The sequence below is a fragment of the Desulfosporosinus sp. OT genome (assembly GCF_000224515.1).
In the GTDB taxonomy this organism is placed as follows: domain Bacteria; phylum Bacillota; class Desulfitobacteriia; order Desulfitobacteriales; family Desulfitobacteriaceae; genus Desulfosporosinus.
This window is the reverse complement of record NZ_AGAF01000278.1, coordinates 58,060-71,196: the sequence shown is the minus strand read 5'-3', so window position 1 is coordinate 71,196 and position 13,137 is coordinate 58,060. Positions and strand designations below refer to the sequence as shown.

Annotated in this window: 11 protein-coding genes; 6 read left to right on the top strand and 5 right to left on the bottom strand. The window is 41.8% G+C overall.

The features are described 5' to 3' along the window. The first annotated feature begins 5 nt into the window (after positions 1–5). The 5 genes from DOT_RS27135 to spoVB all read left to right on the top strand — a co-directional run bounded on the left by DOT_RS27135 (position 6) and on the right by spoVB (position 5,751). Positions 6–989 (top strand): ABC transporter permease, encoded by a 984-nt coding sequence (locus DOT_RS27135; RefSeq protein ID WP_009624857.1) that lies wholly within the window; start codon positions 6–8, stop codon positions 987–989. Between the two features lie 91 nt (positions 990–1,080). Further along, a complete protein-coding gene (locus DOT_RS27130; protein ID WP_009624856.1) occupies positions 1,081–2,073 on the top strand; it encodes a substrate-binding domain-containing protein in 993 nt (330 codons plus the stop codon). A gap of 39 nt (positions 2,074–2,112) precedes the next feature. Then, the gene (gene deoC / locus DOT_RS27125) at positions 2,113–2,784 is read left to right on the top strand and encodes a deoxyribose-phosphate aldolase (RefSeq protein WP_009624855.1); all 672 of its coding nucleotides are present in this window, start codon (positions 2,113–2,115) and stop codon (positions 2,782–2,784) included. A 110-nt stretch (positions 2,785–2,894) separates the two neighbouring features. Continuing rightward, positions 2,895–4,082: an MFS transporter gene (locus DOT_RS27120; protein ID WP_009624854.1), complete on the top strand. Its 1,188-nt coding sequence runs from the start codon at positions 2,895–2,897 to the stop codon at positions 4,080–4,082. Positions 4,083–4,164: 82 nt separating this feature from the next. Beyond that, positions 4,165–5,751, top strand: a complete 1,587-nt coding sequence (gene spoVB / locus DOT_RS27115) for a stage V sporulation protein B (protein WP_009624853.1) — start codon at positions 4,165–4,167, stop codon at positions 5,749–5,751. Between the two features lie 74 nt (positions 5,752–5,825). Here spoVB and DOT_RS27110 read toward each other — a convergent pair whose 3' ends face one another. From DOT_RS27110 to DOT_RS27100, 3 genes are all read right to left on the bottom strand, one after another. Continuing rightward, entirely contained in the window at positions 5,826–6,254 is a 429-nt protein-coding gene (locus DOT_RS27110; RefSeq protein ID WP_040413559.1) for a hypothetical protein, read from the bottom strand. Positions 6,255–6,461: 207 nt separating this feature from the next. Continuing rightward, complete coding sequence (locus DOT_RS27105) at positions 6,462–7,310, bottom strand: zinc metalloprotease HtpX (protein WP_009624851.1); 849 nt, start codon at positions 7,308–7,310, stop codon at positions 6,462–6,464. Between the two features lie 44 nt (positions 7,311–7,354). Further along, positions 7,355–8,032: a TerC family protein gene (locus tag DOT_RS27100; RefSeq protein WP_009624850.1), complete on the bottom strand. Its 678-nt coding sequence runs from the start codon at positions 8,030–8,032 to the stop codon at positions 7,355–7,357. 411 nt (positions 8,033–8,443) lie between these two features. Between DOT_RS27100 and DOT_RS27095 the strand changes: the two genes are divergently transcribed. Further along, entirely contained in the window at positions 8,444–9,070 is a 627-nt protein-coding gene (locus DOT_RS27095; protein ID WP_009624847.1) for an HD domain-containing protein, read from the top strand. A 120-nt stretch (positions 9,071–9,190) separates the two neighbouring features. On the opposite strand, the gene DOT_RS27090 is transcribed toward DOT_RS27095, so the two are convergent. Beyond that, positions 9,191–10,588: a sigma-54 dependent transcriptional regulator gene (locus DOT_RS27090; RefSeq protein WP_009624846.1), complete on the bottom strand. Its 1,398-nt coding sequence runs from the start codon at positions 10,586–10,588 to the stop codon at positions 9,191–9,193. Next, on the bottom strand, positions 10,585–12,726 hold the full coding sequence (locus DOT_RS27085) for an ATP-binding protein (protein WP_009624845.1): 2,142 nt from the start codon (positions 12,724–12,726) through the stop codon (positions 10,585–10,587). The genes DOT_RS27090 and DOT_RS27085 overlap by 4 nt, the downstream gene beginning before the upstream one ends. Positions 12,727–13,137 lie beyond the last annotated feature (411 nt).

Below are 13,137 nucleotides of genomic sequence, written 5' to 3'. Positions count from 1 at the left end.
AGTTTATGAGTAATGTAAGTATTGGCACTGGTGCGAAAAAGAGTAGAACGTTAGATTTGGGCTATTTTTTGGGGAAGTATAACTTATTGATTTTATTAGTGGTTTTTATCATCATTGCATCGACCTTGTCGTCAAGGTTTTTTACTATCCAAAATTTTCTAAATCTTCTGCAACAATCGTCTGTCACGGGAATCATGGCGATTGGAATGACCTTCGTCATCCTAGTAGCTGGCATCGATCTCTCGGTTGGATCTATTGCAGCCCTGTCAGGTATGGTGGTAGCCATGTTACTGGCCGCTGGGTGGTCAATACCGTTGGCGATTATCCTGGCGCTGGCAGCTGGAGGGGGATTAGGTTTCGTCAGCGGTTTTTTATCAACGAAATTTAGTATTCCATCCTTTATTGCCACGTTAGCCATGATGGTTTCCGCTCGAGGTTTGGCATTGTTGGTTACGAATGGTCAACCAATTTACGGTCTGCCCGAATCGTTTAGTTTTCTAGGGGCTGGGTTTATTGGTAGAGTTCCAGTGAGTGGATTAGTTTGGATTATGCTCACAATTGTGGCAGCGCTTGCGCTAAAATACACCCCTTATGGTAGAAATTTGTTCGCTGTAGGAGGAAATCCAGAAGCAGCTCATCTCTCTGGTGTACGAGTGAATCGACATCTAATCTCAGTGTTCGTTATTTCCGGGATTCTGTCGGGCTTGGCTGGCATAGTACTGACATCTTGGTTAACGGTAGGTCAGCCCACCGCTTCGAGTGGGGCAGAACTTAATGCGATTGCGGCAGTTGTTCTAGGTGGAACCAGTTTAGCTGGCGGTGTCGGTGGGGTAGTGGGAACGTTTGCTGGTGTTCTATTAATGAGTATTATTACCAATATATTCAATCTGGTTGGGCTGGCATCTTATTATCAGCAAATTTTTATGGGTTTGATCATCGTGCTTGCCCTAATCCTCAATAAGTTTGTCATGGGCGAAAATGCTCATTGATATATTCCTACCTTGAAAGGGGGGGCGTTATTAAACTTTAGAATAGGCAAGTTCTTGTTTGAGAAGACAATAAATAAGAGGAGGATTTAGGATGAGAAAATTACGAGGTTTGTTAGCATTAACTATGGTGTCTGTTTTGATAGGGGTTGCTGGATGTGGTGCTGCTAAAACTGCTGAAACTAATGCTCCAAAAGATGCTCCTAAACAAGTCGTCATCGGATTTTCCCAAGTAACCTTAGATTCACCATTTTATGTATCCTTAATGGATGCAGCGAAGGCTGAAGCAGAAGCCAAGGGTGCTAAACTCGTTTATGTGGATGCTCAAAATAATATTGAAAAACAAAATAAAGACATTCAAGATTTAATCACCAAAGGAATCAATGTTCTAATTCTTAACCCTTCCAATCCCACGGCAGTTGCGCCTTCACTTGCCGCTGCTAAACAAGCAAATATTCCAGTGGTGACCGTTGATCGTCCGACAGATGGCAAGGTTGCTACATTTGTTGGTCGGGATAATAAGAAAATGGGTGAGTTAGCAGGAAAAGAAGCTGTGCTCTTACTAGGTGGAGAAGGTAAGGCTAAAGGTAAAATTATTGAACTTCAAGGGGATGCTGGCGGCAAGGTTATGATGGATCGTCGTGACGGTTTTCATTTAGCCGTAGATAAAGAACCTGGGATTAAGGTTATCCAGGGACCGTATTGTGATTACACTCGTTCTAAAGCTGTCAAAGCATTCCAGGATTTACTCCAAGCCAATCCAGATGTAAACTTGGTTTATGCCCATAATGATGATATGTCTTTAGGTGCTTTGCAAGTTCTGGAACAAAACCAATTAGCCGGCAAAGTAAAAATTGTTGGTGTGGACGGCCTAATGGAAGCTATTAAAGCAATCCCCACCGGCAAGTATGACGCAACTGTCTTAAATGACCCACAACTGCTGGGCAAAACAGTGGTTGATACAGCTCTGGGAGTTCTGGATGGTAAAACATATGATGCCTTTATTGATGCGGGAACCACTCTGATCAATAAAGACAATGCCGCTCAATATATTAATGACAAACTGACATTTGCCGCATCAAAATAAGAGGTATTTGTTAAGATTAAAGGGGTAAGCAAAATGACCATGACTCGAAACGAACTAGCTAAACTAATTGATCATACCATTTTGAAGTCTATAGCTACTCAAGAAGATATCACAAAACTTTGCACTGAAGCATTAGAGTATGGCTTTGCCTCGGTTTGCATCAACCCATCCTATGTTCCGCTTGCAGCTAAACTCCTTAAAGATTCAGCAGTCTTAGTTTGTACGGTTATCGGTTTTCCGCTTGGCAGCACGTCAACGGCTGCTAAAGCCTTTGAGGCCCAAGAGGCTGTGAAAAATGGAGCCATGGAAGTCGATATGGTAATCAATGTTGGTGCACTCAAGGAACGTCGTGAAGATGATGTCTTCCAGGATATTTCAGCAGTGGTCGAAGCAGCCAGGGAAGCTAATCCTAAAGCAATCACCAAGGTTATCATAGAAACATGTTATTTAAACGATGAGGAAAAAATCTTAGCCTGTAAGTTAGCAAAAAAGGCTGGTGCACATTTTGTAAAAACCAGCACAGGGTTTGGGTCAGGCGGTGCGAATGCGCATGACATTTCGCTCATGCGTCAAACCGTGGGGACAGAAATGGGCGTCAAAGCGTCTGGTGGCATAAAAAACCTGCAGCAAGTCCTGGAGATGGTTGAAGCCGGTGCCTCAAGAATTGGAGCGAGTGCTGGCGTAGACATTGTTAAGGAACAAGCGCTCTAAATAACTTGTTTATTCTAGACCTAAGACTTATCCTTGTGATAGTCTTAGGTCTACATTGTTTCCTGCACGTGTAATGGTGAAATCTTAGCTTTGTAAAGGGGGGCAAAAGGATGAGTTCAGAGAATTACACTGCTCTTGATTCACAAGCAAGCAGGTTATTATTGGTCCATACTTTGTTTTTGACCGGAGTAAGTCTATCAAATATTTTCTTCAATATTTATCTCTGGAAAATCTCGCACAACCTAGAGACAGCAGCTGTTTTTAATTTATTTCAGTTTACCACTGTGCCCTTTGTTTTCTTCATGGCTACTCATCTGTTTAAACAAAAAGGAATTATCATAAGTATTCGTTTAGGTTTGCTTGTTCATGTTTGTTTCTTTCTATTAGTTCTTCTATTAAAAAATAAAATTGCTTTCTTAGCACCTGGGTTCGGAGTGTTAATGGGTTTAGGACAGGGTCTCTATTATTTCGGTTATAACGTGTCCACATATGATTGGACCAATAATCAAAATAGAGATAAATTTTCCGGTTTAAATGGTGTTGCGAGCGCATTAGCGGGCATGGTGGCTCCGTTACTCGGTGGAGCCATCATTGGAAGTTTGGGGACTTTTACTGGGTATATCGCCGTATTCAGCATCATGGTAATTTGCTTTATGCTAGCGACCACAGTTACGAGAACATTTGTAGTTAATACACGCAAACCTCAGTGTAATTTCACTCAAGCTAGAGCTTTGATCGGAGCAGAGTGGCGACAAGTGAGTTGGTCTATGTTCTTTCGTGGCTTGCGGGAAGGCGTGATGTCCTTTTTGTTGATACTTATCTACTATGAATTTTCTCAAAATGAACTTCAGTTAGGGTTTTTTAATTTTGTTCTATCGATAATAACCTTGCTAAGTTACTATTTTGTTGGACGATATATTAAGAGGGAGCGTCGCTTTCTTTCGATGCTCCTTGGTGGGGTTTTCTTGACGCTTTTCACGACAATTGTGCTTTGGGAACCTAACTTAAAATCTTTTTGGTTGTTTGGAATCGCGAATAGTTTGTTTTTCCCACTGGTCTTTGTACCGTTAACCACAATTTCTTACAATGTTATCCGCAATTGCAGGAAAACGGCTGATTATCAAGTTGAATTTCTATGCTTTCGTGAGATACCACTGAATATCGGACGAATTATTGGTATCCTACTTTTAATCTATTTCTTGCGCAAAAGCTGGCCTGCAGTCTGGCTCCTATGGGGGCTGGGGCTTAGTCAACTCCCCATAGGACCTATATTAAAGCGAGTAAGTAGGAGTTCCTAGAGAACTTGGCGGAAAATAGTTTTGAAATGCCCTAGGCTTACATAGACATAGATCAAACATTGTTTTTAGAAAGGTTAACCTTATGAAGAAACAAAGTTTGGTCAAAGGGGCCTTTGTTTTAACGGTAGCCTCTTTCATAACCAAGATCTTAGTTTTCAGCAATTCAATTGTTCTTTCCAGAGTTCTAGGTCCCGAAGGAATTGGGTTAAAAAAGATGGTCATGCCCTTTATGGGTTTGATGATGACCTTAACGACCATCGGGTTGCCGGTGGCTATTTCTCGCTTAGTCGCGGAAGCAGATGCCCAAAGAGATGGGGCAAAAGTAAAAAAGATACTCATTATATCCTTAGTCATAACGGGAAGTTTGAGTGTCCTTGTAGTGTTTCTCTCGGTTTTAGGTGGCCAGGTATTTTCACGCTACTTTTTGACCGATCCGCGGTCGTATTATTCATTTATGGCAATGATCCCGATTATACCTATTGGAGCAGTATCTGGGGTGCTCAAAGGCTATTTTAGAGGAAGACAAACTATGAATCCGATTGCCTTTGCGCAAGTTATCGAACAAATTGTGCGGGTAAGTTTTACTTATATATTGGTACAGTGGTTGATTCCTAGGGGTATTGAATATGCGGCTGCCGGAGCAGTGCTTAGCAGCGTATTGGGCGAAGCATGTTCCTTACTTGTTTTTATTGTTCTGTTCAGAATATCACATAGGAAATTTCAGGTTTCTCGTCCTAGATGGAGTCGAGTATTTCGCGGAAAAAATATTCTAATCGAACTATTACAGACCGGATTGCCTACTACGGGTAATGGTTTTGTGATTTCGGTTTCTCGGGCTATGCAACCGATCGTGATTACTAAAAGTCTGGCTCTGGCAGGAGTCAGTTCTGCCCTGATTACAAGACAATATGGAATGTTGACAGGCTTTGTCATGCCCTTGTTGTTTTTCCCTGGCTTTATCAACCAGTCGCTTGGAGTTACCTTAGTTCCTGCTATTAGTGAAGCAAATGCTCAAAACAATCTTAGGCTAATCAAACGTCGGTTAAATCAAGCTAGCGGGGTTGCTCTGATCGTGGGCGCACCGAGCACTATTGTACTGTATCTGTATGCGCAGGAATTAATGACGTTGATTTACCACGCGCCGACAGCGGCGCCACTCCTAAAATTGATTGCGCCCTTTTTCTTGTTGAATTATCTACAGTCACCACTCCAATCGGTTTTAGTCGGAATGGGGCAAGCGAAAACAGCGATGCTTAACAATATCATGGCTAAATGCACGACGGTTGCTTTTATTTATCCGTTGGCTTCTAATCCGAAGCTGGCCATAAATGGCGTAATCTTAGCTATTAGCCTGGGTGTTATCTTGGAAACGATCTTACATTACTCTTCCGTTATAAAATTAATTGGTTTTTTTCTCGACGTCCAGAAGATAACCAAAATTTTAGCAGCAGGGGTTGCGATGGGATACCTGGGAAGGGCGGTATTTTCTTATCTCAATAATTGTACATCAAAATTGGGAATTGGATTGACCATGGGGATTGGAATCCTATTTTCTGCATTTGTTTATATGTTGTTATTGGTTTTTTTGAAGGTGATCCACCGCAACAATATTATAAGAATTCCTTTGGTAGGAAGGATACTGGCAATGCTGCTTCCCAAGCAATGGTGATTGACGCGAGAATCCTTACAGCAGTCTGGATTATTTCGTCCAGCTTTGAAAAAGGTGACAAAATGCAGCTAATCTCATCTGGTGGACTGCTTTGACTCAATACCAATGCCAAGTGTTTTGGCGTCAGCTAAAAGGCGGGTTAGAGTATTTGCTCTTTCTGCTGCCTTAATCTTTTTTCTTGCTTGATCATTGCTTAGGTCAGTAATATCAATATCGAGCGACTTAGCACGTTCTTGAAGAGTTATGAGGTGTTTTTCTCTACCCGCTGCCTTAAATTGTATTTTAATTTCATCATTGGTTAAGCCGGTTGTATTTATATCTGATGTTTCAACCTTGGCTTGGAGAACGTTTGCTTGTTCACTTTTCAGGTTTACTCCGTCCACAAGGGACTGATCCATAAGAAGTATTTCTGACTTACCTGAAGCAACCTGCGCTTGTGCCAATGTAGGTGTTGATAACATTACAATAATCGATATAGTCCCAGCCATTTGTTTTAATTTCACATGATCACGTCCTTATTTTTATTGGTTATGATAGCTGCTAAGCTTAGATTATCATTTCTGCTTACTTCGTGATTATAACTTGATTAATCAATTCTCAGACACCCACTTCTATCAGTGGGTGTTCCTTATTCGATGTTCAGCTTTAGCGTAAGCGAGTTCACAGAGTTGGTAACCCCCATTTCTCAAAGAAGTATAGGTTCGCGAGGTTCATAGACTGTTTAACCGTTTAACTCTCTCTTCAATTGGCGGGTGAGTACTAAATAAAGAGAGCAGTCTTTTGGTATTAAGTGGGTTAACAATGAACAGGTGACTGGCTGCGGGATTAACATCCATGGGAATTATTTGCGATCCGCGTTCTAATTTAAGAAGGGCATTGGTCAAACCAGTACTCTGACCTGTTATTTTGGCTGCAGTAGCATCTGCCAAGTATTCCCTGGAACGTGAAATAGCCATTTGTACGAGTAAAGCTGCAAGCGGTCCTAAGATAATAAGCGGCAGGGCTGCCAGACCGCCACCTTCTTCTTCATCGTTACCATTAAGTCCGCCAAACATTAGAGCCCATTGGGCCCAGTTAGCTAGAGTCGTAATCACACCGGCCATTACTGCGGCGATCGTACCGATAAAAACGTCCCGGTTTTTGATATGGGCTAATTCATGGGCGATTACGCCTTCTAGCTCATTCCGATCCAGGAGAGTAAGAAGACCTGCAGTCACTGCGACCGCTGCGTGAGCCGGATTCCGTCCGGTAGCAAACGCGTTAGGCTGTTGAGAAGGGGTTAGATAGAGCTTTGGCATAGGCAGGTTGGCATTCTGAGCTAGATTTTCCACTAGCGCGTATAGCTGAGGTTTTTCCTCCCTAGTGACGAACTGGGCTCTGGTCATCGACAGAGCTATTTTATCACTAAACCAATAGCTTCCGAAGTTCATTACGAGGGCAAGCAGGAAAGCAAGCACCATGCCGCTTTCCCCACCTAAAGCTTGGCCTATTAGGACTACTAAAATGGTTAACAAACTCATGAGCATGACAGTTTTGGCTTGATTTCCGAATCCAGTCATAATTTATTCATTTCTCCTCTCAAATAATAAAAGATCAAATGAGTTTAATGATTGGTTTGTAATTTAACATGCATTTTCAGCCTGCCGGAAATGATGACACCCAGCACAATAGCTGAGATAACTAACCATTCCAAATAGGCATTCGTAGCAAAGAAGGAATGCAGGATCGGTTCTTCTACAATCATGCTCCCAGCGGTATAGGCGATTACCATGGAACCCAGATAGATAATAAAAGGGAAACGTTCAATGAGTTTAATAACTACAGTACTGCCTAAAACAACAATTGGAATACTAACGAGCAGACCAAACACGACGATGAGAAAATTACTGTGGGCGGCCCCAGCCACGGCTAACATGTTATCGATACCCATAGCTGCATCTGCGACCATAATAGTACGAATAGCTACCCATAGACTGGTAGATTCTTTAGTTTGATGCTCTTTCTTTTCTTCCACTAAAAGTTTGTAAGCCATCCAGATCAGTAAAAGTCCTCCAGCCAGCAAAAGTCCAGGAATTTTCAGAAGCCAGACAACCAGTAGGGTAGCGACTATTCGGATGAGCACTGCTCCAAGTGTGCCCCAGAGGATTGCTTTTTTTTGCTTATTTTGGGGAAGATTACGGGCGGCCAGGCCGATAATTATGGCGTTGTCGCCGCCGAGAACTAAATCAATCATGATTACGGACAATAGGGCAGATATAAAGTCTGGTGAAAAAAATTCCATGTCCTAAGCTCCTCTCTTTTGGTCAATATAAAGTCATAAAAATATATAAAAAAAGACCTTTACCAGTTAATTCTGGTAAAGGTCTTGCTTACAACTTAATAGTTGCCAACAAAGCCGGGGGTTTTTAATCCCGAAATGACGACTTTGCTGCGAGAGCTACTCCCCTTCAACTATGCGATTAAGCATATTGTACGTTAGAATGATTAAATAGTCAAGTATTACTGTTCATCCTAAATTGACAGTCTTCTCAAAAACAAATCTGTTGAAACCATCGCCATAGACAAGTCAATAGATGATTCGTGTGTAAGTGTGGATGTACGAGAATAAGAGGGGGACAAGAGAATGATTGCATTAAATACAGGAAGTTTGGGAAACCATAGATTAAAATACTGTTTAATTGGAGCAAAATAGATGCAAATATTTATTGAAATTAATGAGCATTTGCTGAATGACAAAAAGCCTTCAAAGTACTTTATCGAATTAAGCAAATCAGGCATCTTCGAATTAAAATACCCTTACACCTTACTGGGCGACTTAAAGGAAGTACCTCAATCTCCGCAGCATCACCCAGAAGGGAGTGCTTGGAACCATACAATGTTAGTTTTAGATAATGCAGCGGAACGGAAAAATCTCAGCCAAAATCCCAAAGTACTTATGTGGTCAGCTTTACTCCATGATTTGGGCAAAGCTGCCACCACAAAGATGACGAAAGGAAGAATAACCGCATACGATCATGATAAATTGGGGGAGAGGCTTTCTGCTAAATTTCTTGCGGAACTTAGTGATGACAAGGAATTTATAAATCAAGTTTCCAAAATGGTAAGGTGGCATATGCAAATACTCTTCGTTACTAAGGGATTACCTTTTGCAGATATTAAAAGAATGGCTGCTGAGGTTTCCCTTGACGAGATAGCACTTCTTGGATTATGCGATCGCTTAGGAAGAGGGGATATGACCCTTGATAAAAAGCTGGCTGAGGAGAAAGGCATAATAACTTTCTTAGAAAAATGCCACCGATATTTAAATAACAAGAATTAGGAGGAGCCCTTTTTATTGTACTATCAGAAAGCATAAACTTACGTTATATGCTGCAAGAAGGGCTAATCCCTGCGAAGACAGTGTCTTAGTGTGGGCGCCAGCCAAGTTTTCTTTACGGTCCTAGAGAAGATCGTTGTTCTCATAACCTTGTATCTTACGATACAGATTCCGTACACTGATTCCTAATAAATTTGCTGCTTGGGTTTTATTGCCCTTAACTTTTTTTAGAGTAGCTAAAATATAGTGCTTTTCAACGTCTTCTAAGGATGGATAACGATTGTCTCGGAATAGATCAAAAAAACCTTCGTCGGAATCTAAAGAGGGGGAGGCCTTCAGAGCTTGCTCTAATTTCCCCCAAATATCTTGAGGAGCAATCCTTCCACCTGTAGACAAGATTTGTCCGCGCTCGATGAGATGAAAGAGTTCACGAACATTACCTGGAAAATCATAATTTAGCAATAGTTCTTGCGTTTCTTGTAATAAAACATAATCATGATGAAGTAATTTCTTTTTGCTCTGATTTTTCAGGAAATGATTTACAAGTGGAAGGATATCATCCCGCCGTTCGCGCAGCGGGGGGACGATTAAGGTTAAGCCATTTAAGCGATAAAACAAATCTTCACGAAAACGTCCTTGGCTGATCTCCTGCTGAAGGTTTCTATTAGTTGCTGCGACAATCCGAACATCTACTCGGCGGAGTCGCGTATCTCCAACACGTCGGAATTCCCCGCTTTCTAAAAACCGGAGCAGCTTTACTTGGATAGATAAGGGCATTTCACCGATTTCATCGAGAAAGAGAGTGCCATTATCAGCCATTTCCACTAACCCGATTTTTTGAGTTCCTGCTCCTGTAAAGGCTCCTTTTTCGTGGCCAAAAAGCTCACTCTCGATTAATGACTCTGGAATTGCGCCAGCGTTTACAGGAACGCAGGGGTGGTTGACCCTTGAGCTACAAAGATGGATTGCTTGAGCTATCAATTCCTTACCCACGCCGCTTTCGCCTTGGATAAGGACTGATGTATCCGTTTGAGCAACCTTACGGGTCATCTCCAGGAGTGCTCCCATGGGTGCGCTATCAGCGATGATTTTTAATTCTGGAGTTTGTCGGTTCACAACCTGTCTGAGCCCTGTATTTTCCAACAGTAACATCCGTTTTTCAAGGGCTTTTTGCAACGTAATTTCCAGCTCAGACAAGTTACAAGGTTTGGTCAAGTAATCATATGCGCCATGTTTCATGGCTTCAATGGCTGACTCAATCGTCCCATTTCCTGTTAACATCACGACTTGGAGATCAGGTTGGAGTTGTTTGATCTTTGGTAAAAGGATAAGTCCGTCACCGTCAGGTAGCTTAATATCTAACAGGACAGTATCGATTAAAGTTTCTTTGAGAAGGGATAACCCTTCTTCAGCTGTGCCGGCTTCCACTATTTCATAGCCTTTACGCTTCAAGCGCTGAGCGATAATCGCGCGCAAAGCTTCCTCATCGTCTAAGATTAGAATCTTTGGATAGTGCTTCATTTGCTGTAATCTCCTGCCTTATGGAGAGGTAAGGTTATCTTTACACATGTTCCTTGACCTTCCGTACTATCTAAGGCCATATCGCCTTGCATTTTCTGAACAATTCCATAACTTACGTATAATCCCAAGCCTGTTCCTTGTCCCACGGATTTCGTTGTAAAAAACGGGTCGAAAGCCTTCTTGAGATTGATTTGTGGAATTCCTTCGCCATAATCCTTGATCATAAAATGAATTTTTTCACCTTCGCAATAGCCTTTAACTTCGATCGCTCCTCCTGCTGTGGAGGCATCTAAAGCGTTGTTGATTAGATTGAGAACCACTTGCTGCCACTCATTTTCATTTCCCAGAACAAAGAGACTATTTCCCATTTCAAGCTCAATTTTGATCTGCTTTTGTTTTGTCTTGTGATCTAAAAGTCCAAGTGTTTGCACGCTGGCAACACCAATATCAATGAGGTCATTTCCATTGCTGCGCTTGCGGGCAAAACCAAGTAATCGATTTGTAATCTGCTTACAGCGGACGATTTGCTCTAAGACGATCTTAAAACCAGTCTTGATTTCCTCTCGGGTTGGTTCTTGCTCTTCTTCATTCAAGCGGTCCAGTAAGTCTTCACTATGGGCTGCAACGACAGCTAAGGGATTGTTTATTTCATGAGCTACTCCCGAGGCCAAAAGTCCAAGGGCTGCCATTTTATCTGTCTCAATCATGCGGGCTTCCATTTCGACTTCTTGAGTTACATCGTCAAGTAGTAACAAGTAAGCCGCATTCTCTGGATTATCAGGTGACAACTCATAATACATCTTACGGAAGTGGCGGCGTTCCTCATTCACAAAAACAGAAATATTACGGACATTTTCGGGGTGAATACTCTCCATTCTTTCTCCGTTAACAACTTGGTCACACGGGAGATTTGCTAAATGACCGCCAAACCATTCAGCAAACTTCGTATTCCACCAAATAATCTTCTTTTCAGGATTTAAAAGCACCATTCCGACACCAACGCCGTCAACAACAGTGGTTAACAGCTCTTTTTCGTCTTTTAGGTTTTCATTCTTTTGATCCAATGAATTCAATAATTGATTAAAGGATTTGACTAGCCTCCCGATTTCATCCCAACTCTCCATTGGAATATGGGATTCCAAGTCACCCGTTAAAATGATTCGTCGGACTTGAGCCTCAAGATTTTCAATCGGATGAACCACCTTTAAACCAAAAGAAATACTTAAAATCATGACAAGAGCCATGATTAAGATAGCAATTACGATGAGTCGCAAAGCAAATTCAAAGATTGGTCTATTCGCTTCACGGGCCGGCTGTTCGATAAATACTGCCCAATTCGGGGCACCCACTGAAGCGAATGCTCCGATGACGGTCACGCCGTCAAGATTTTTGTACTCACTTCCCGGAGAAGATGCCTCCCCCTCCAGAAAACTCTGAACTGCAGGATTTTGACGAATCTCCTCATGATGCGAAACAAGACTAGTGTCGGTATTGCCTATTAAATTGCCGTCATGATCAACTAAAAATACGTACTCCCCCTCACCCAACCGTAGATTAAGATATCGGCCGATGATCCCTTTTAAGTCTACTTTCGCTTGCAAATATCCGATTCTGTCCCTAGTCTTGGGGTCTTGAACGGTTGTAGTTACGTAGATCTCGGGGCGTCCGTCATTCGAGAAAAACACGTCACTCAGAGCAGAGGACTTTTCCGGGGAGATCGGGTTTTCAATTTTCGCAGCAGAGGAATAAGAGGAAATACCTTCTTGGAAAGCGATTTGATCGATGACGTTAAAATTTTTATCTGAAACCTTTATTTCTTCGATAAAGGACTCTTTTTGTAAAAGCGTTTCCAAAATAATCTGACGTGCGGTTTCATCCTTCCCAATCAGAGCGTAGGCGCTTGTTGCCTTCGTAAGGGTCAAGCTGTTCTCAATATTGGCGAGGAGGTCCCGCATTTCATCGGCCAGAACGGTTACTTGCTCAAAGTTCTGTTCATAGATGTCTTTTTGTAGATTCTGTCGCACCGATGTAAAACCTAGATACCCAAGAAAGAACAGAGGAAGAATGGACATAGTGACTCCAAACAAAAGAAAATGGACTTTAATGCGCATCCACCAAGGAATTGAGCTTTTTTTCAACTTTTGGCCCCCATCCGCTGTTTTTCATCGCATAGGCACAAATGACGACGTGTGTACTCTTAGTGTAGCACGAGCTTACTATTTTTTGTTCCCTTAAATAGAGTTTTCAATAAAAAAGAGGGTAGACTTTTTTACTCAGTCTACTCCCTGGACAGTATTGAAATATTCACATTACAATACCATTACGGACTACCGATGTGATAATAAATCTAATATTATTAGCAGTATTATTGCAATAGAATAGGTGACCAATACAGGAAAGCAAAAGTCGAGGATTCTATTGATAATAGGATTCTTAGGGTCAAAAATGTTCAACTCTAGCTCCTCCTCATACTGTAAATAATCGCCTATAAAATATAACTGAATTCTTTATAAGTATATAACAAGACTGTTCAAGTTTATGTCGGATTT

Excerpts from the sequence above, each read along its gene's own strand:
- DOT_RS27135 (WP_009624857.1), top strand. The coding sequence starts at position 6 with ATGAGTAATGTAAGTATTGGCACTGGTGCGAAAAAGAGTAGAACGTTA.
- DOT_RS27130 (WP_009624856.1), top strand. The coding sequence starts at position 1,081 with ATGAGAAAATTACGAGGTTTGTTAGCATTAACTATGGTGTCTGTTTTG.
- deoC (WP_009624855.1), top strand. The coding sequence starts at position 2,113 with ATGACTCGAAACGAACTAGCTAAACTAATTGATCATACCATTTTGAAG.
- DOT_RS27120 (WP_009624854.1), top strand. The coding sequence starts at position 2,895 with ATGAGTTCAGAGAATTACACTGCTCTTGATTCACAAGCAAGCAGGTTA.
- spoVB (WP_009624853.1), top strand. The coding sequence starts at position 4,165 with ATGAAGAAACAAAGTTTGGTCAAAGGGGCCTTTGTTTTAACGGTAGCC.
- DOT_RS27105 (WP_009624851.1), bottom strand. The coding sequence starts at position 7,310 with ATGACTGGATTCGGAAATCAAGCCAAAACTGTCATGCTCATGAGTTTG.
- DOT_RS27100 (WP_009624850.1), bottom strand. The coding sequence starts at position 8,032 with ATGGAATTTTTTTCACCAGACTTTATATCTGCCCTATTGTCCGTAATC.
- DOT_RS27095 (WP_009624847.1), top strand. The coding sequence starts at position 8,444 with ATGCAAATATTTATTGAAATTAATGAGCATTTGCTGAATGACAAAAAG.
- DOT_RS27090 (WP_009624846.1), bottom strand. The coding sequence starts at position 10,588 with ATGAAGCACTATCCAAAGATTCTAATCTTAGACGATGAGGAAGCTTTG.